Annotated in this window: 17 protein-coding genes, 4 tRNA genes and 1 pseudogene; 13 read left to right on the top strand and 9 right to left on the bottom strand. The window is 43.4% G+C overall.

Annotated elements, in window-relative coordinates:
* Positions 1 to 48: 48 nt before the first annotated feature.
* The 6 genes from HMPREF0663_RS11090 to HMPREF0663_RS11065 all read right to left on the bottom strand — a co-directional run bounded on the left by HMPREF0663_RS11090 (position 49) and on the right by HMPREF0663_RS11065 (position 7362).
* Entirely contained in the window at positions 49 to 1764 is a 1716-nt protein-coding gene (locus HMPREF0663_RS11090; protein ID WP_004370636.1) for a di-heme oxidoredictase family protein, read from the bottom strand.
* A gap of 106 nt (positions 1765 to 1870) precedes the next feature.
* Positions 1871 to 3217, bottom strand: coding sequence for an imelysin family protein (locus HMPREF0663_RS11085; protein ID WP_004370635.1), 1347 nt, complete (start codon positions 3215 to 3217; stop codon positions 1871 to 1873).
* Between the two features lie 50 nt (positions 3218 to 3267).
* Positions 3268 to 4581, bottom strand: coding sequence for a hypothetical protein (locus HMPREF0663_RS11080; protein WP_004370634.1), 1314 nt, complete (start codon positions 4579 to 4581; stop codon positions 3268 to 3270).
* Positions 4582 to 5238: 657 nt separating this feature from the next.
* On the bottom strand, positions 5239 to 5760 hold the full coding sequence (locus HMPREF0663_RS11075) for a TlpA family protein disulfide reductase (protein ID WP_016665086.1): 522 nt from the start codon (positions 5758 to 5760) through the stop codon (positions 5239 to 5241).
* A 10-nt stretch (positions 5761 to 5770) separates the two neighbouring features.
* Positions 5771 to 6709, bottom strand: a complete 939-nt coding sequence (locus tag HMPREF0663_RS11070) for a ribose-phosphate pyrophosphokinase (protein ID WP_004370631.1) — start codon at positions 6707 to 6709, stop codon at positions 5771 to 5773.
* A gap of 38 nt (positions 6710 to 6747) precedes the next feature.
* Complete coding sequence (locus tag HMPREF0663_RS11065; protein ID WP_004370630.1) at positions 6748 to 7362, bottom strand: thiamine phosphate synthase; 615 nt, start codon at positions 7360 to 7362, stop codon at positions 6748 to 6750.
* Positions 7363 to 7464: 102 nt separating this feature from the next.
* On the opposite strand from HMPREF0663_RS11065, the gene nspC reads away from it, so the two are divergent.
* The 11 genes from nspC (at position 7465) to HMPREF0663_RS12275 (ending at position 13158) form a co-directional block, all read left to right on the top strand.
* Positions 7465 to 8637 (top strand): carboxynorspermidine decarboxylase, encoded by a 1173-nt coding sequence (gene nspC / locus HMPREF0663_RS11060; RefSeq protein ID WP_040560386.1) that lies wholly within the window; start codon positions 7465 to 7467, stop codon positions 8635 to 8637.
* Positions 8638 to 8747: 110 nt separating this feature from the next.
* Positions 8748 to 8820: transfer RNA gene (locus tag HMPREF0663_RS11055), tRNA-Gly, on the top strand.
* Positions 8821 to 8864: 44 nt separating this feature from the next.
* A tRNA-Leu gene (locus HMPREF0663_RS11050) sits at positions 8865 to 8946 on the top strand.
* A gap of 27 nt (positions 8947 to 8973) precedes the next feature.
* Positions 8974 to 9060, top strand: a tRNA-Leu gene (locus HMPREF0663_RS11045).
* A 25-nt stretch (positions 9061 to 9085) separates the two neighbouring features.
* A tRNA-Gly gene (locus tag HMPREF0663_RS11040) sits at positions 9086 to 9158 on the top strand.
* Between the two features lie 31 nt (positions 9159 to 9189).
* Positions 9190 to 9747 carry a hypothetical protein gene (locus tag HMPREF0663_RS11035; RefSeq protein ID WP_004370628.1) on the top strand — a complete coding sequence of 186 codons (558 nt, stop codon included), beginning with the start codon at positions 9190 to 9192 and terminating at the stop codon, positions 9745 to 9747.
* Positions 9748 to 9790: 43 nt separating this feature from the next.
* Complete coding sequence (locus tag HMPREF0663_RS11030; protein ID WP_004370627.1) at positions 9791 to 10204, top strand: single-stranded DNA-binding protein; 414 nt, start codon at positions 9791 to 9793, stop codon at positions 10202 to 10204.
* 31 nt (positions 10205 to 10235) lie between these two features.
* Positions 10236 to 11579: a gliding motility-associated protein GldE gene (gene gldE, locus HMPREF0663_RS11025; protein ID WP_004370626.1), complete on the top strand. Its 1344-nt coding sequence runs from the start codon at positions 10236 to 10238 to the stop codon at positions 11577 to 11579.
* An 8-nt stretch (positions 11580 to 11587) separates the two neighbouring features.
* A complete protein-coding gene (locus tag HMPREF0663_RS11020; protein ID WP_004370625.1) occupies positions 11588 to 12223 on the top strand; it encodes a 4'-phosphopantetheinyl transferase family protein in 636 nt (211 codons plus the stop codon).
* 197 nt (positions 12224 to 12420) lie between these two features.
* On the top strand, positions 12421 to 12894 hold the full coding sequence (locus HMPREF0663_RS11015) for a hypothetical protein (RefSeq protein WP_016665089.1): 474 nt from the start codon (positions 12421 to 12423) through the stop codon (positions 12892 to 12894).
* Positions 12895 to 13032: 138 nt separating this feature from the next.
* A complete protein-coding gene (locus tag HMPREF0663_RS12275; RefSeq protein WP_262502377.1) occupies positions 13033 to 13158 on the top strand; it encodes a hypothetical protein in 126 nt (41 codons plus the stop codon).
* 66 nt (positions 13159 to 13224) lie between these two features.
* Here the strand turns inward: HMPREF0663_RS12275 and HMPREF0663_RS12235 are convergent.
* Positions 13225 to 13355, bottom strand: a pseudogene (locus HMPREF0663_RS12235) (glyceraldehyde 3-phosphate dehydrogenase NAD-binding domain-containing protein); the annotation flags it as partial.
* A gap of 238 nt (positions 13356 to 13593) precedes the next feature.
* Here HMPREF0663_RS12235 and HMPREF0663_RS11010 point away from each other — a divergent pair.
* Positions 13594 to 16803, top strand: a complete 3210-nt coding sequence (locus HMPREF0663_RS11010; RefSeq protein WP_016665090.1) for a TonB-dependent receptor — start codon at positions 13594 to 13596, stop codon at positions 16801 to 16803.
* 1 nt (position 16804) lies between these two features.
* Complete coding sequence (locus HMPREF0663_RS11005) at positions 16805 to 17137, top strand: cupin domain-containing protein (RefSeq protein WP_004370621.1); 333 nt, start codon at positions 16805 to 16807, stop codon at positions 17135 to 17137.
* Between the two features lie 23 nt (positions 17138 to 17160).
* On the opposite strand, the gene HMPREF0663_RS12020 is transcribed toward HMPREF0663_RS11005, so the two are convergent.
* Complete coding sequence (locus tag HMPREF0663_RS12020; RefSeq protein ID WP_143150390.1) at positions 17161 to 17472, bottom strand: hypothetical protein; 312 nt, start codon at positions 17470 to 17472, stop codon at positions 17161 to 17163.
* Between the two features lie 92 nt (positions 17473 to 17564).
* Positions 17565 to 19211, bottom strand: a complete 1647-nt coding sequence (locus HMPREF0663_RS11000; protein ID WP_004370619.1) for a DEAD/DEAH box helicase — start codon at positions 19209 to 19211, stop codon at positions 17565 to 17567.
* Between the last annotated feature and the right edge of the window lie 27 nt (positions 19212 to 19238).

Raw genomic sequence — 19238 nt, 5'->3', positions numbered from 1 at the left:
ATAGGGATGGGTATATACCTCATCCCTATGATTGATATGTATAAAGGGTTAGATCGATCTGAGGAATTTTACTACGGCGTCTCTATCAGCCTTCGATAAGTAATAGAATTTCTCGGCAGACCTATAGGCATCGCTGTTTTTACTGTATGCATGCCACATGATAGCCTCTATTTCGTTACGGGCGCGACAGTCGTGTAACCGATCTTCATGCCCTGTATTTACAAGAGATAAGCCCCTTCCCCATAATGGAGTTGTACGACACCATGACCCGTGAATGCCATTCTTCATGTAGAGTCTGTGCTGTACTAAGTCGGTATATGGATAAATCGTTTGTTTCGGATAAATGGGCAAGTTCAAACGATTAGCAATGATAGGAGCCGGAGCCCAGTAATCATCTGTACCGGTTTGCCACTTCGGGCGATGACAATTGGCACACCCGATTTCCATAAATACTTTCTTACCCCTTTGTACGGTAGCATCGTTCAAGTCACGTGCACGGGCTACAGCAAGACCACGGTGCCAAACCATGTACTGCCAGAAGTTAAGATCGCTCATCTCGGGGGCAAAGTTATGCCATTTATTATTAAACTGATTGGTTTTCGGATCAAGCAAGTTTCTTACCATTCCACGGATGCTATCCGGCGTACCGTCGCCATAATAAGGAGATGTAGGATCTGCCTGAATTTTGGCAATCACACTGCTATTCTCGGACATTGCCTTGGCCCATGCCGAAGTTGTATAAAGGTATGGACGGTCGCTGCGGCTTACGTTTGTAATATTCCACATCGCATTAGCACCTGCCCCATCTTGGAGAGAGGCACGCGTCATAGCGTAAGTGAATTTCTTTACCTTCATCGTGCCGTCTGCCAATTTATACCAAGCACCGTTTGCTTTACCAAGTTTAGGATCGCCGGCCCAATCATTCTTGGTTTTATCCCACATGTTCGGGTTCAATTCTATGAATTTAGCTTCCTTGGCATACTGGGCTTTCATGGAATCTTGCGGTATGGCATCTAAAAGACCGGTACCGTATAATCCGATTGTGGACTCCAAACGTACGGCATAGTTGGTGGGTATGGGACTTGTATTGAATGCTGTAGGCATAATCGTAACCTCGGGATAGATAAGGTCATATTTCTCTCCATCGGGGAAAGTCATCGGCAGTCCGCTTTCCATTGCTGTAATGTTTTCCCATTTGATACTGATGCCGTTTTCGTCGACAGGAGGAAGGAATGGAGATACGGCACGTGTTTGTGGCATGCCGGTTATTTCACTTATGTATGGTCCGTCGTCACTATTGGCACCATCGGAAGGATGGTATATTACGAGTAGATAGCCGTTGCCTCTTTCGTCGGCATTGTATTTAGATACGCGCCACCCGTGCCCATAAGCGGGATGGCAGTCTATGCATGCTGCCCGAACGTATGCCGGACCTAATCCGGTAAAGTCTTTTGTCGTACTTGATTCGCGAAAATAATGTTCGAATAATATCTCACCACGTTTGAAAGGTTGCAGAAAATCTCCGTTTGTTATAGATGGAGTTTCGTCTTCATAACAACTGCTGGTCGTGTTTTCCGTAGTCCCTAATTCCCCTCCCGGATACCATTCGGATTTGTCAAATCCCTCTACTGCCTGCCCTATATACTTATAGTCGTCTTCGCCATTTGTACTGATCAGTCTTTCATCTTCGTCTGAACATGATAGCAATGTACCCGCTATGAGACAGCAAAGCAATAGAAGTTTATAGTTCTTAAATGGTTTCATAATGTTGTAATTGATCACATTGTTTCTTTTTAACCTATAATAGTCGTACCTGTATCATTTGGTATAATGCAGATACAACTACTATTTATCGCTGGTAGAAAGTCTGTCAGTTTGCCAAAACCCACTTAGATGTTTCTGTAAGTGCATCGTCAAGTGCGCTGACAGCATCCATTGCGGTCTTAACATACGATGCTCCCGGGTTTTGAACAAATGCCTTATTACTGTTCTGGCATGCCTTTAAAGCGAGCAATGCTGCCGTGAGTTTGTTTTGTAGGTTTGTGGCCATTGCTGCATTGTGGGCTGTCAGATATGCCATGATCGAATTATCACTGTAGGCTGATTGATTGTAATTCCCATAAAGACTATTCTGAATACTTTGAATATTATCATAGAAGTCTGTAAAAGAATTATAGCTGTACGGGGACTCAATATAGTTAGGATCATCTTCCTCTTTATTACCATTCTCTCCTTCATGGTATGTCGGAGAAGAACTGGTGTGGGTTCGATAGGCCTGTCCCATTTTCTGATCTGCCACTTCTGCACAGATATTCGAGCATCCGGAGATAAATATAGTTTCGAGAACTTTCTTCCATGATGCAGACGCTAATGAGCTCTTTGACGTGTTTGCAGCAAGCAAGTCTTCACCATAGCTTAACCCTGTTTTGGTAAGAGTGCCGAAATCATCGAAGTTCTTTGCGCATTCTGCCACGCGTGCTATGTGGTTTGCAGGAGCTTTATTGCCCTCCCAAGCCACTTCGAGCTGATAACATTTGTCACGCAAGTCGCCGGCTACTGCCGATGCAAAGATCACCTCTTCTTTTCCGGTAACCGTTACATTTTTAAAATAAGCATTGCCATTCGGATCAACATAATTCTCTTTTTCGTTGTTATTGAAGAAAGTAGCAGGGCGATTTTTACCATCGCGGAAGAATATGAATTCTATCCCGTGGAATCCGAGATTATCAGGAATTAAATTCTTTCGTGCAAAATCGACACCTGTATTGGCATTCAGGCCTGCAATCTTATCTTTATTAGACAGGTCTTTGGCCAAAATTTCAACTGCGAGAGGCCATGTGTCGATGTGTGGATCGATGTTGAAGTCTGTTGCTGCGCCGTAAAGAAAGGCTTCAGACTCTTCCCAATAGTTGCGAGCAGCCTTATACGACGAGCATATAGCGTCTATCTCGCTTTGATTGACGTTCGTTCCGGCGTTGAGTTTAGCCTTTAATGCTGCGATTTTATTGTATAGTCCTTCGCTTTCTATTGCCAAATTGCTGTAAGTGGGATACACTACATCGTTCAAATAGCGTTGTGTGATACTCTGTATTTCCGCATTCTGTGTAGCTAAGTCGGTACCACCGTTTCCGTTGTTGTCACTGCTACAGGCAACTGTACTTAATGTAAGTGTGCCCGACATTGCAAAGAAAAGTGCATTTCTGAATAACTTTTTCATTTGTTTTTCTATTATATTAATTATAATTGAATATATTGTATTTGCTTTATTTACATAAAGAAACCTTCATAGGCTATACCGATATTGATGCTGGGCTCATTGTTATAGTTAGCCTTTAAATAACGTTTGGAGTAATCTGCTTTTAAGACTATCTGCGGTATGGGATAGTAATTTACTCCGAAAGTCATACATTTTCTTGATGTATATTCGTACTTACTCTGTGTTTTTTCGGGAATGTACGAGTTGTAATAGTCGAAACGGCCGAACACATACAGCTTCTGTTTATCAGCCCGAAGTTTTACTATTTGGGAGAAGATGTCGTATCCTGCTTCTATACCTATGGCGACAGCATTCTTTCCTACTTTGGTAACGTCGTACGGAGAGCTCTTTTGAGAATTGGCCTTTGCACTGTTTAACATCGGTGTATCGGATATGTATCCGTAATCTGCCTGCCCTCTAACGATCCAATTAAACCGATTAAGCGTGAAATCAAATGAGCCTATAAATGTGTTGGCTTGGGTTTTATCGTAGGTTTTTCCTGCTCCTTGCATCTCATTCGGGTAGGTGTTGTGCATGGATTGGCCGTAATATCCGCTCAATCCTAAACGTAGACCTTTAATAGAATAATTATCTGTACGGAACGCAAAGCCATATTTGTTAGCTGGCTTGAACTCATAAGCCGATCCGGCACCTTTGTGAATCCATCCATCACGGCTAAACATCATGGCGTCAAGTCCGGCTACCATCATTATTTCGTAGCGGAATTTGCCATACTTGCCCCAAAAACTAACACCAGTATCGTGCCATGTAGAGGGAAGGATGGTGTTTTCTCCCTCCGGACGGTATATCGTGAAGAAGTTTAAAGGCTCATGATGTGCGTTATTCAGACCAACCGGCACGATGATATGACCGAGTTTTATGTTTGCCCATTGGGCAAAGCGCTTGTTGATCCAAAACTGTTCCAACTCAACTTCGCCGCCTTTTTCTACTTCAACTTCATACTCTCCGCCTTCATCGGCTTCTATTTCGGTAGCAGAGCCCGTTCCTGTGTGTTCAAACTCGATTTCTGTGCCCAATGTCCAGCCCTTTCCGAAGTCGTAACCCAAATAAATAACGGTGTGAGGAATGTCAAAACGCCCGTTGCTTGGATCATCTTTATACTTGCTTTGATTACGATAACGGTATTGATTATCGCTATAAAAGTTACGAGAATAAGCCACTTCTCCATATCCCCCTATACTTAGCCGATTGCCTTTGGCATGTTGCATAACACTGTCGGAAGCGTTTACTTGTGCTTTTACATGCTGAGACGTAAAACTTCCTATTGTCATACCTACGACAAAAGCTACTATAAATTTGTTCATTTGAATAAATTGTGTTGTTTAAAAAAACATTTTGATCATATTACAGCTGCAAAAGTAAGTCGTTTAAAATGACCGTACAATACCTAAAATAATGTATTTTTAATAAACTTTTAATAAAAAATACCTATTTGTGGCGATAGAAATAAGACAAAAAGATAAGTGCAGTTTTTCAGTTGCGTTTCCGTCTTCAATTGTCTTGTTATTAACATAATAATAATTGAATTGGATTGTGACCATTGTCGATCGAAAGTGGTAACCGTCACTGCACTTATTCTTAATGCAAAGATACGTTATTTATAGTATCGTTGCAATACTTAAAAGTAATGAAAAACATATTCCTTACTTTTAGGTATAGAAGGCTTGTTATGAGGTTTTTAGAGCTGTTTTCATTATATAGCTATTATATTATTAGGTATCGGATGGATTTTGTTACCCCGTTAGAATGATATAATAATTTAAGGAATAGCAAAAACAGTCGAAGAAATTCGACGAGAGTATTGTATATAGTAAGATGATGAGATTGATATAGGGAATATATGTATATTGCTTAAGTCTGCTACCTGTGCTACATATATCCGGTTTTTAACGATATTGAGAGGTATCTTTGTAAAATATAGGCGTATCTGCTTATAAGACAGAAAGATACGCCTATAATATTTATTGCAATTTACTTGCTACGAAAGTTGCAAGTTCTTCGCCGCGCAGTCCGGCTGTGAGGATGGCTCCTTCGCTGTTTACAACAATGGTGAAAGGTATAGAGGTTATTCCCAACATCTGTGCTGCGGCGTTATTCCACCCCTGAAGATCGGAGATATGAGTCCAATTCATGTGCATACGTTTTACGGCATTTTTCCATGATTGTTCATCTTTATCGAGTGAAATACCGATGATACCTAAGCCTTTATCGCTGTATTTGTTGTATAAGTCGACCATATAAGGAGCTTCTTGCATACACGGGCCGCACCAACTTGCCCAGAAATCGATGACCGTAATCTTATGTTTACTTATCTCGTCCCTTACGGATATGCTTCCTCCGCCGATATGATTCATTTTGAAATCTGGCAAGATATTTTCGGTATTTGGGGATTGTGGCTCCTGTTTCGGGGAAGTTTTGGACTGACAGCCGAGAAATATAAATCCGGCGAAAGCCAGTATGAAGATTTTCAGATTTAGTTTCATATAGTTCGGATTATACGAGGTATTGCGAGGATATACTCTGGTTATTTACTACGCGGCGTATGGTCTCGGCAAACATGTCGGCAACTGATAGCTGCTTCACCTTTGAACAACGGTTGGTATAAGGAATTGAATCGGAGAAAACAATCTCTTCTATCGAGGATGCTTGTACGCGTTCCGATGCCGGACCGCTCATGACACAGTGAGAAGCACATGCGCGTACGCTCAGTGCACCGGCCTTTTTCATGATATCGGCAGCCTTAGTGATAGTACCGGCTGTATCGACCATATCATCTACAATCACCACATTTTTGCCTTTTACATCACCGATGATTTGCATACTGTCCACAACGTTGGCACGAGCACGTGTCTTATTGCAAAGAACTAATGGGCATCCTAAATATTTGGCATAGGTGTTAGCGCGCTTAGAACCCCCAACATCCGGACTTGCAATAACGAGTTCCTTTAGTTTGAGGCTCTGTAGATACGGCAAAATGACACCGGAAGCGTAGAGATGGTCTACTGGTACATCGAAGAACCCCTGAATTTGATCGGCATGTAAATCCATTGTAATTAAACGATCTATACCTGCTACGCTCAGCAAATCGGCAACCAGTTTAGCTCCAATGCTCACTCTCGGTTTATCTTTGCGGTCTTGACGAGCCCAACCAAAGTAAGGTATCACAGCTATGACGTTACGCGCCGATGCACGTTTGGCTGCATCGATCATTAATAATAGCTCCATAAGATTATCAGAGTTAGGGAATGTGCTCTGAACGAGGAATACATCACGGCCGCGGATTGACTCTTCGTAAGATACGGCAAACTCTCCGTCGGAAAATCTTGTAACAACCAAGTTTCCCAGTGGGCAATCTAAACTTGCGCAGATCTTCTCTGCAAGGTATCTCGTGTTAGTACCTGAGAATACCAAAAAAGAGTTATTTTCACTCATTTCTTTTAGCGTTTATGAAATTATAAAGTGTATTTCTTTTAACTAATTGTTTTATGTAATTTTTCAAAATGAGTCAGAATTGTTTTAAAATCAGTCTGTCTGTGTATATCGAAATGCTGCCATAGGTCGCCACATATGACTATTCCGCCGAAGCCGAGTTGCCTGACAATTTTAGCATGCTCGATATTCATGCCTCCAAAAGCAAATACATGCTTGTCTATAAGGCCTTGATAAGAGGCTTCCTCCAACTGTTTTATATTGAAATTCGACTTTTTTTCTTTGAATTCTATGCTATCGAAGATGTTTCCGAGGAAAACATAATCGGATTTCTTTTTTAGTTTTTTCAATGTTGTCAAGTCTGTACATGATCTGCCAATGCTACCTTTATAACCGGAAGGATACGTTGCTTTATCATTGTCTATATGTATGCCTGCCAAATGAAATTCGTTTTTTAGATGGTAATGGTTATGAATAGTGATTTTACTGTGATGTTCTTCGGGTAATAAAGACAACAACCGCTCTAAATATAAAGAAGATGCCCCCGGCTTGTATACATGAAGATTTTCCATACCTTCATTGAAGAGGGTGGCGAGTATATTGTCTTCTTCTACGAAAAATGTAGATTTAGTAAGTATTACAAGCTTCATCGTCATTACTTTTCGGTTTGCAAATGTATGAAAAAACTTGCAATCTTGCAATTATATCCGATAATAAAAAGCTATCTTTGCATGATAAAAACGATTTTTAATATTGGGATGAAAGTGGACTTGAAAACTTTTGATGGCTTAGACAAACCGGCATATGTGGCGGAAGAGCGTAGGCTTCGGCATAATTTGTCTATAATAAATAAGGTGGCGGAACGGGCTGATGTGGAGATTATTCTAGCTTTTAAGGCCTTTGCTTTATGGAAATGTTTCCCGATATTCAGAGAATATATTCGGGCTACTACGGCGAGTTCTTTATATGAGGCACGTCTCGGATTTGAAGAGTTTGGAGCGAAAACACATACTTTTTCGCCTGCATATACTGATTATGAAATTAATGATATTGCGTCTTATTCAAGCCATCTTACCTTTAATTCGCTGTCTCAATATGAACGATTTCATAAACGTGTGTGCAAAGAAAATCCAGATATTAGCATTGGGTTACGTGTAAATCCAGAATATTCTGAGGTTAGTACCGATTTATATAATCCATGTTCGCCCGGTACACGCTTCGGGATAACGGCAGATAAATTACCCGCTGTGCTACCCAAAGACGTGGATGGTTTTCATTGTCATTGCCATTGTGAGAGCGGAGCCGATGTATTTGAGCGTACATTGGCTCATATTGAGGGAAAGTTCTCGAAATGGTTTCCACAACTAAAGTGGATCAATTTCGGAGGTGGGCACCTTATTACACGGAAAGATTATGATATAGAACGGCTTGTATATATTCTTCAAAGATTTCATGCACGATACCCTAATTTGAAAATAATCCTCGAACCGGGGAGTGCTTTTGCATGGCAAATTGGTTCCCTTGTATCACAAGTCGTCGATATAGTAGAAGACCAATATATACGCACGGCTGTGTTGAATGTTAGTTTTACTTGTCATATGCCCGATTGTCTTGAAATGCCGTATATGCCTAATGTGCGTGGAGCAGAAATAGTTGAGGAATCTAATGTAAATGACAAGGCGAAGGAGTTTCTCTATCGTTTGGGGGGAAATAGCTGTTTGGCAGGTGATTTTATGGGCATGTGGCAATTTGATCATGAGTTGAAAGTGGGAGAAAATGTGATTTTTGAAGACATGATACATTATACAACTGTAAAGACGTGTATGTTTAATGGGATAACTCATCCATCAATAGTTATAGCTCATGATGATGGGAGGCTTGAGATTTTGCGACAGTTTGGCTATGAAGATTATAAAAGTAGAATGGACTAACGGCTCCAATTTACTTTTTAGAAAAAAAATACAGTAAAAGTTTGGAAAGTCGGAAAAAAACATTACCTTTGCAACCGCATTTAGAGAAGTGCTCCTTAATAAGGGATAATGCGGCAATAGCTCAGTTGGTAGAGCGCGACCTTGCCAAGGTCGAGGTCGCGGGTTCGAGCCCCGTTTGCCGCTCATTTCTTGAATAAATGATGGAATGAAGTCGGGAACTTCAAGTTGCCCAGGTGGCGGAATTGGTAGACGCGCACGTTTCAGGTGCGTGTGTTTTACGACGTGCAGGTTCGAGTCCTGTTCTGGGCACAATTTATTCAGAGAGAAAGACTTGTTGGAGAGGTGGCGGAATTGGTAGACGCGCTACTTTGAGGGGGTAGTGAAAATTGTTTCGTGGGAGTTCGAGTCTCCTCCTCTTCACCATTTTTATTATACTTTTTTACGCTCTGCGGCAATAGCTCAGTTGGTAGAGCGCGACCTTGCCAAGGTCGAGGTCGCGGGTTCGAGCCCCGTTTGCCGCTCATTGTATTTTTAAGAGAAACATACACATCAATGAATTTATATTTAAGATACTTTGATAGAGAAGCTTTAGTATACAATGTTGAAGAGGCTTTGGATTTTCTTCATTCTATTCCCGAGATAGAGATGACACCAGATATTGAAGCAGATATAAGAGATTACGTCTCAAGTAATGTTTTCTATCCGAAGCGTTATAAAGTAAGGCCTAGAGTGTACTTTATTATTATAAAGACTACAGCCGAAACGATGACGGATTTTAAACAAAAGAAAGCTTTGCATCCGATGATACCTACGAACGGTTTAGCCAATGATAAGCATGAACTGATGAATAGTGTTGCTACGCGATTAACGGAAAATCATCCCGGTTGGTATGAGGGAGTATTAGATTTTAAACGTGTTGTTATGGTTCCGGCAACGGGTAAGCACGAATATCGGGATACTCATTTTGTAGTCCAATGTAAGGCAGACTCCGGTTTAGATTGTTATAATAGAATTGTTGAATATTTACGTTCTCGTGTTGATGGACGTTCACAATTCCCTTCTGCCAAAGGCAAGAATTTTCATTTCAAATATCTTGGTATGTGGAAGTAATTTTACGTGGAACGGACATAAATTAACTTAATGACTTACAAATATGAATAAGGTAATGCTGATAGGTAATGCGGGTAAAGAGCCTGATGTGAGATATTTTGAGGTCGATCAGGCAGTTGCGCAGCTAAGTCTTGCCACAACCGAGCGAGGCTATACACTTCAAAACGGGACTAAAGTACCCAATCATACTGATTGGCATACTGTTGTATTTTATCGAGGATTAGCAAAAATTGTTGAGAAATATGTACATAAAGGCGATAAGCTATATGTAGAAGGGCGCATACGTTACCGTACTTATGATGATCAGCGAGGAATGAAGCGATACGTGACAGAAATTCTTGCCGAAAATATGGAACTTTTATCACCCAAACCGCTAATGCAAGGAGAAGGTAATCAGACACAGGAATCGTCAGACAAACCAATTTCTACAGATACACAAGGTCCGTTACCTTTTTAAATATTTACGATTTATTGTTAATAGATAGAAATTGAACTTTTCTAATATAAACGATTCTTTAACCGACGTCTATCTGCAATATCCTACGATTGGTGTCATCATAGCAGCGTTATTGGCTGCTATCCTACTATTAGTGTCAGGTTTTGCAAGTGGTTCGGAAATAGCATTTTTCAGTCTTTCTCCGGTAGATATTGCCGAACTTGACGGCGAAAAAAGAGAGAAAGATAAATACATAGAAGAACTTCGTAACGATAGTGAACGAACTTTAGCTACTATATTGATAGCCAATAACTTCGTTAATGTCATGATTATCATGTTGTGTAATTATGTTTTTGGCTCAATTGTTCATTTTGGACCGAAGGCCTATTGGCTTCAGTTTGTCTGTATAACGGTTATACTTACTTTTCTTTTATTATTATTTGGCGAGATTATGCCAAAAGTTTATAGCCGACAAAACCCTTTGCAATTTTGTAGAAGAGCCGTAAAAGGTGTATTATTTATGCGTAAACTATTTTGGCCAATAGAGAATTTGCTATTGGGAAGTGGCGTGTTGGCAGAAAAGGTGGTGCAAAAGGAAAGTCATGTGCTAAGTATGGATGATCTGGAACAGGCGTTAGAACTTACTGATAAAGAGGATATTAAGGACGAGCAAAGCATATTGCAGGGTATTATACGTTTCGGAGATGAGACGGCCAAAGAGGTTATGACCAGTCGCCAAGATATTGTGGATATCGATATACACAGCCCGTTCGATGAAGTATTAAGGTGTATTATCAAAAATAATTATAGCAGAATACCCGTTTATCAAGATAATGATGATAATATTCGAGGAATACTTTATATAAAGGATTTGCTTCCGCATTTAAACAAGCCGGCCGGCTTTAGGTGGCAAAGTTTGATACGTCCACCGTATTTCGTACCTGAAACGAAAAAAATCGATGATCTGCTGCGTGAATTCCAAGAAAATAAAGTTCATATAGCAATCGTGGTCGATGAGTTTGGCGGAACCAGTGGTATTGTAACCTTGGAAGATATTTTGGAAGAAATTGTAGGGGAGATCAATGATGAATACGATGAAGAGGAAAAGATTTATTCTAAGCTCAACTATAATACTTATGTCTTTGAAGGGAAAACGCTACTTAGCGACTTTTGTCGTATACTGAATATTGCAGACGATGAATTCGAAGATGTCGAAGGCGATGCTGATTCGCTTGCCGGATTGTTGCTTGAGATAAAGGGTGATTTCCTCAGTATACGTGAAAAAATTGATTATAAAAACTATACTTTCGAGATTTTGGGTATAGAAGAAAGACGTATCAGCAAGATAAAAGTAGTCGTACACGAGATAAAACATGATGCATCTCTCGAAGAATAATAGGTCGTATGGCACTCGTTTCAATTGAAGACATTGCCCCCAATATAAGATTAGGGATATGGCGTATCGAAGAAACCGTAGATGAATTACTTGCCTGTGATGCACGTTTATCGAAAGTCATGCCATATCTTACTGCTTACCATCATCAGGAACGTCTGCGTGAAAAACTTGCTGTATACGAACTTGTTTTTATATTAACTGGTGGCACAGTTATGGAAATCAAGCACCGGCAGAATGGAAAACCTTATCTTGAGGGATGGAACATCAGTATAAGTGATACTAAAGGTTATGCTGCGGTTGTGGTTTCAAAAGAAAAGAAAGTGGCAGTTGATATTGAATATTTTAGCGATCGAGTATCTCGTATTGTTCGAAAATTCATCCGTTCTGATGAATATGCTGCGACGATAGAGGCGCAATTAATCAATTGGAGTGCCAAGGAAACAACTTATAAATATTTCTCGGAGCAAAATTTACAGTATTTTGAGATGCGCTTACAAGTTTTTCAAGAAAACTGTTTGGGCTCTGTAGTTGTAGAAAATCTGAAGATGAAAGGCAAAACACTATGCGTCCACTACAGAATCAATGATGTTTTTGTTCTCACTTATGCTTATGACGAACGCACGCATCACCTATCTGTAGAATAAAAAAACAATTATTTTTCTCATTTTAAGATTTATAAGTTCTTTTACGATACTCTTTGTTTGCAAAAACTTTATGATAATTTTATCGTTTTCGAATTTATTTTGTAATTTTGTGCTCGCATTTGGAAAAGATAGCTTTTAGGGCTATATACTATGCTATATTTTTAAAATTGTTACGAGTTTATAAATTTAATAAGTTAATGAAAAAAGTATTCTTGGCGATTTGTATGTTCATTGCGACAACGACATGGGCTACAGGTCTTGCAAAGATAGGTGAAGCAGAGTTTGGAAAGAGCTATCAAGAGATAGTACCATTGTTAGAAAACGAATTCGGTATTCCGATTTCTGTTACATCCGAGCAGGTGGTGTATGAACATAAAAATTATCAAGGAGTTAATTTTGATAGAATAGTTTTCAATTTTAGAAACTCTAAATTTGCAGAAGCACGCTTTTACATAAAAACATCATCCAAGGCAACGGCCAATAATACTGTAAAAGAATTGGTGAAGAAGTTTACCAATGCAGAAACGGTTTCTTGTGATTTTGATGACGGTTCTTATTTCTATAAAGATGGTCGAGCACCTGTTGGTAGTGGACGTCTGTTTACCATTTCGTCGTTGCGTTTGCAGGGAGAGTGGAATGCAGAAGTAAGATATGGTCCTTTTAAATATTAAACAAACTGTAATTAAAAAAAGTTTGTATGTTATGGACAGAAAGCTCCCATCCGAGATAATTATCTCGGATGGGAGCTTTCTTTTGCGTCACAAAAGAATGTATATGTAAAGTCCAAGGCCGATAGAGTTACCTTGGATGTGAATGAACTGATGATCTCCGCCAGTCCGGGGGTAGGTCCTGCTAAACACTCCGGCGATCCGGACTTCCTTGACGAAGAGTGGGAAGAAGAAGACACTGATAACGAGGAACAGTTATTTTTATAAAGATAGAATTTGATTTCTTTTATAACTCTCTATTATAAATACGTGTGGAACTGGTAGATGCATCTCGTTCCATTTCAAATTTGCAGCATCTTTCTCTGCAGTAACACGAATGTGGTTGCCGTTAACGATAACTTTTTCTTTTCAACATCAGTTTTGATAGTTCCGTTGAATTGTCCGTGTATTGTTTCGTATTTCAGCGGTCCGGGCGGCGGTGTGGGCACCTTGCTTTACGGCAGACGGCGTGCACCGACCAGAAGGCTTATGGTAGCGGGATGCCCGTTTCTTTGGTGGGCGTTCTGCCGTTATTTGTGGGGCATGCATGAAGTTTTTGTATGTGCTGCAACGATTTTTGGATTATTTTGCTTATTTTTGCAACATAATACTAAACGGCGCGGGCTCGACGCCCCGCAATCATTAATTAAAAAACACCAAGGTATGCTTAGAAAAATGCAAGTTTTGACGGCGGCGATGCTCTTGCTCGCCTCTGCCGTCATGGCGCAAGTCACAACGTCGGGCATCAGCGGAAAGATCACCTCGGCAGGCGGCGAAGTGATCGGAGCCACGGTCACGGCAAAACACGAACCCTCAGGCACTGTTTATCGCGCCATAACCAACACCGACGGGCGCTACACCATACAGGGAATGCGCGTGGGAGGGCCTTACACCGTGGAGATAACCTACGTGGGGCACCAGCCCAAGAGTTTCAACAACGTGACTTTGCTGCTCGGCGAGACGCGCAACCTGTCTTGCTCTCTCGAAGAAGACGCACACGAGCTGCAAGAGCTCGTGGTTACGGGAAAGTCGGGGCTGAACGCCAGCAAAACGGGAGCGGCCATGAGCATCGATGCAGACATGATAGGTAAGATGCCCTCGGTGTCGCACAGTATTTCCGATATAGCCCGCATGAACCCGCAGCTAACTACGAACAATCAGTCGGGCGCCATGTCGTTCGCGGGAACCAATAACCGCTATAACGCTTTCCAGATAGACGGTGCCATGAATAACGATGTGTTCGGACTGACTGCCAGCGGAAGTAACGGTGGGCAGGCAAATACGCAGCCCGTTTCTATGGAAACCATCGACCAGATACAGATTAACATTGCGCCGTTCGACGTGCGCCAGAGCGGTTTTACTGGCGGGGCCATCAATGCCATCACCAAGAGCGGCACCAACGATTTCCACGGAAGCGCCTACGCCTATGGGAATAATGAAAACCTCGTCGGCCGACACTATAAAAATCCCGACGGCACCTATGCCCAGCCTTACCAAGACGAGCGGGAATACCTCTTCGGCTTTACGCTCGGCGGCCCGATCGTGAAGAATAAGCTGTTCTTCTTCGCCAATTACGAGAAGTCGGACAAGCATTATCCCAACCAGTATGGCTTGGGAGCCGAAGGCTCTGACGTACCCGTAGACCGCGCCAAAGAAATTCTCGAGAATATCAAAGAAATGGCATCGGCACAGGGCTACAACTACGGGCAAGACTACGTTACGCCGTCGATCTATACCAAAAGCGAGAAAATGGGACTGAAGCTCGACTGGAATATCAACGACTTCAATAAACTTTCCGTGCGCTGGAGCTACGTGAAGGGTAACCAAACAAAGGCGAACGGAGGCCGGAAGATTCTGGTGAGCGGCGACCGCCCCTACGAGTTCGCCTCGAAAACGCATACGTTTATTGCGGAACTACAGAGCCGCTTGTCGGCAGTGCTGAGCAACGAAGCCCGCGCCACTTACGTAAACGTGCGCGATGCGCGTACCTCGGGGGCGCCTTTCCCCTCGGTGACGGTTTCAAACGTTGGCACCGGAGGCGGGGCCGTATATATCGGCAACGACTATAATTCTATGGCCAACAGCCTCGACCAAGACGTGTTTACCTTGGAAGACAACCTTACGTGGTATAAGGGCAACCACACCTTTACGTTCGGAACTCACAACGAGTTCTATCAGTTTGCCAACCTATATATTCCGAATCTTTACGGCGGCTACACCTTCGACAGCTACGACGAGTTCAAAAACTATTACGATAACTGGAAAGCCGGCAATCCCGACGGAACGAGCATCAAGGACTACCGCTTTCAGCGGGCCAACGTAGATGTAACGGGTGATGCGCACTGGAAACCCGAATTCGGTGCCGGCCAGCTGGGATTCTACGTGCAGGATAAATGGGACGTAACGAACAGCTTTCAGCTTACCTACGGCCTACGCATGGATATGCCGCTCTTCTTCGACACGCCCACCGAGAACAAGGGCTTCAACGAGTATGCTACCGCACAGGGGTGGAACTACAAGACCAACCAGCGGCTCAGCTCTACGCCGATGTGGAGTCCGCGGGCCGGCTTCCGCTGGGACATCGAGAACAACCGCAAGTTTATCCTCCGCGGAGGCGTGGGCATCTTTACCGGCCGCATCCCGTTCGTTTGGCTGAGCAACAACTTCTCTAACACGGGCGTGCAGTTCTCTAATTACCGCACCAGCGGCACGAAAGACTTGCGCCTTATCCTCGATCCCAATAAGCAGGAAGACAACGCTGCGCTTCTGAAGGCGAGCGGGAGCCAGACGATCAATCTGTTCGACAAGAACTTCAAGTTCGCGCAGAGCCTCCGCTTCAATCTCGGCTTCGACTTCAATCTGCTGGGCATCGACTGGACGGCCGAGGCCATTTATTCGAAAACATTGAACGATGTGTACTACCAGAATATTGCATACGAGGAAACCGGAAAAACATTCAGCCAGATGCCCTACGGCTATGCGTGGGACAACCGCCCCATGTATGAGCGTAAAACCAAGGGCACGCCGTATAGCGACATCTATCTGCTGAAGAACACGAGCAAGGGATATACTTACAGTCTTTCCATAAAGGGTGAAAAGCGTTTCGACTTCGGTCTCGACCTCACGGCAAGCTATACCTTCACCAAATCGAAGAGCATCAGTAGCGTTACTTCGTCCGTAGCGGCCAGCAACTGGAACAATACGCACACGTATCGCTTCTCCAACAGCCCTGAACTGGGCAACAGCGCCTTCAATATTCCCCACATTATCAAGGCGTCTGCCTTTTATCATCTCGACTGGGGGCGGAACAAACTCCTCACGACTACTGTCGGTATTATTTACGAGGGGCGCAGCGGCTCGCCATATTCCATCCTATATAGAAACGATATCAATGGCGATAACGGACGGGGCAACGACTTGATGTTCATACCAACCGACGAGCAGATCGACCAAATGCAGTTCATGCCGACTAAAGACTTCACCGCCGACCAGCAGCGGGCTAACTTTAAGCAGTGGCTTGCCAATACGCCTTACCTTAGAGATCACAGGGGAGAGTATTACAAGCGCTATGCGGACAACCTGCAGTTTGAAAACCATTTCGATTTGCATGTAGCCCAGAAGGTCAACATCAGGGTTGGAAAGTACGTACACGGCCTTGAACTGACTATGGATATTATGAACGTGGCCAATCTGCTCAACAAGAACTGGGGGCGCAGCTATGGCTCGGGCTATTCGAGCGAATTTATGAGTCCACTCACCTATAGCGGCAACGGTAAATTCCAGTTCCTTCAGACGCCCGATTACGTGCTAAAGAATCCTGACGATTACTATTCTCGCTGGCGCGGACAGATTGGCTTGAAGTACACGTTCTGATATGGTAATCGGTTTTAACGATATTGAAGAGCTTGCTATCGACGGTTTCAAAGGCGGTCGGGGTAGGCTCTATTCGCGCAATTACGCCGACGAGAAGTGTAAGATTATGCTGTCTACGCTTACGCCGGGGGCATCGAGTGGTAGCCATGTGCATGAGCGGAACTGTGAAGTTATTTATGTGCTCGAGGGCACGCTTACTTTTCATTACGACGGTAGAGTAGAGGAGGCGCACGCCGGAGAGGTGCATTATTGTCCGATGGGGCACAGCCATTACATGGAAAATCTGACCGAACACGACGTGAAATACTTCGCCGTAGTGCCCGAACATCATTAGGGCTCTGTTCTTCTCCGGTTCCTTCAACCGCAAAGGAACCGTGAGGGAAAAGCAAAAAGGCAATGTCCGAGAAAATGAACGGGTGAGGGGAATTCCAAATTCTGCAAGGCGCTTCGTCTCTTGGGTGGAACGAGAAGTAGCGATGGCTGTGCGTGCTGTGCCGGATCAAGATTAGGACTATGCTTGATAGGGGCGCCGGTTATGGCAGACAGGAATGTTGCCTGTACTTGATAGGGGTATTGGCTCTGTCTGATAGGGGTAACGTCTGTAGCGGTCGTTTGTATGTGGTATTTTCGCCACAGAATACGACAAAGTTTTTGTTGTGTGTCGTTCATGATATTCAAAAAGTGTGGCGAATATAAACCGAGATAAGGCTGGTGTTGCAAAAGCACCAGCCTTATCTCGGTTTTAGACGGTTTTTAATCTTTTATCTTCCAAAAGATTTCAACCATTTCAGCGGTTTCTTGATCAGCTGTTTGATACGGCTTTCTTGTTTCGGGGCTGTTTTTGCCGGTTGCGTAGCAGACTTATTTCTGTTCTGTCTGTAATTTCTATTCTTGTTAGAATTAGGCTTGTGTTGTTGATTTCCATGCTGCTGTTGTCGATTATCCTGCTGCCTGCCTTGCTTGCCATTTCGTTGCTGCCGGCGATCTGCCTGCTGCTGTTGCGGACCATCGGACTGCTGTTGGCGGTCGTGTCGTGGTTTATTGCTCTGTTGCTGGCGGTTTTTGTTTCTGTTGTTTCGCTCTTTATCGCCGGTTTGTCGGGACCTCTCCGCTTTTGTGCCATTGCTGTTGTCGGATTTGTGCTGTTGCCTATCATCGCCGTTTACCTTAGGCTTATGGCGATGGGCATTGGTGTCGCGACTCTTTCTGCGTATGGCTTTGGCCGAACGCCCGCCGCGTTGCGGTTTTCCGTGCGATTTATATTCCGGTCCTTTGCCCAGTCCTTCAGGCAAGGCGGTCTTCTCTACAGGTTTCCCGAGGAACTTTTCAATTTGCTGGAAATAATAGATATCGTCTTCGTTGATCAAGGTAATGGCTACACCGTCGCGGTCGGCCCGTGCTGTACGACCAATGCGATGCACATAGTCTTCGGCATCGTGGGGCACATCGTAGTTAATAACCATGGCTATATCATCGATATCGATACCTCGAGATATGATGTCGGTGGCAACAATCACATCGAGTTGCCCGCTCTTGAACTTGAACATCATGTCGTCTCTCTGCGCTTGTTCAAGGTCGGAGTGCATTTCTCCGCAGTTTACGTTCTTCTGCTGCAGCGCTTTGGTAATTTGCTTAACTTTCTGTTTTGAGCCGGAGAAGATGATTACGCGTTTCAGATCGCCTGCATTAAAGATATTTTTGATGATATCCATCTTCTGTGTTTCGTAGCACACGTAGGCGCTCTGCCTGATCTTTTCGGCGGGCTTGCTTACGGCAAGTTTTATGGTTACCGGATTTTTGAGCAGCGTATTGGCCAGCTCTTCTATCTTATCGGGCATGGTGGCCGAAAACATGATGGTCTGACATGTAGGGGGCAATTGCTTTGCAATGGTCATAATGTCTTCCGAGAAGCCCATATCGAGCATGCGATCGGCTTCGTCGAGTATGAAAAACGACACTTTGCTCAGATCTACATTGCCCAAACTAATGTGACTAATGAACCGGCCGGGGGTGGCAATAACAACATCTGCCCCCAATCGAAGGCTCTTCAGTTCTTGGTCGTATCGGTTACCGTCGTTGCCGCCGTACACAGCCACGCTGCTTACCCCGCTTAGATAGTAGCCGAAGCCCTGCATGGCTTGATCTATTTGCTGTGCCAATTCGCGCGTCGGGCTCATAATAATACAGTTGATGGCATCTTTCGGATAGCCGCCATCATCGAGCATGCTCAGTATCGGAAGCAGATATGCGGCGGTTTTTCCCGTACCTGTTTGCGCCACACCGAGCACGTCTCTCTTGTTCAATATTTCCGGAATACAGCGTTCCTGTACCGGTGTACACGTGTCGAAATGCATGTCATACAGTGCATCAAGCACGTTATTGTTTAAATTTAATTCGTCGAAATACACGATGTTATAGATGTATAATTATATGAA

Source organism: Hoylesella oralis ATCC 33269 (assembly GCF_000185145.2).
GTDB lineage: Bacteria > Bacteroidota > Bacteroidia > Bacteroidales > Bacteroidaceae > Prevotella > Prevotella phocaeensis.
Note: the sequence above shows the minus strand (reverse complement) of the source record. Positions and strands in the feature narration are given on the sequence as shown.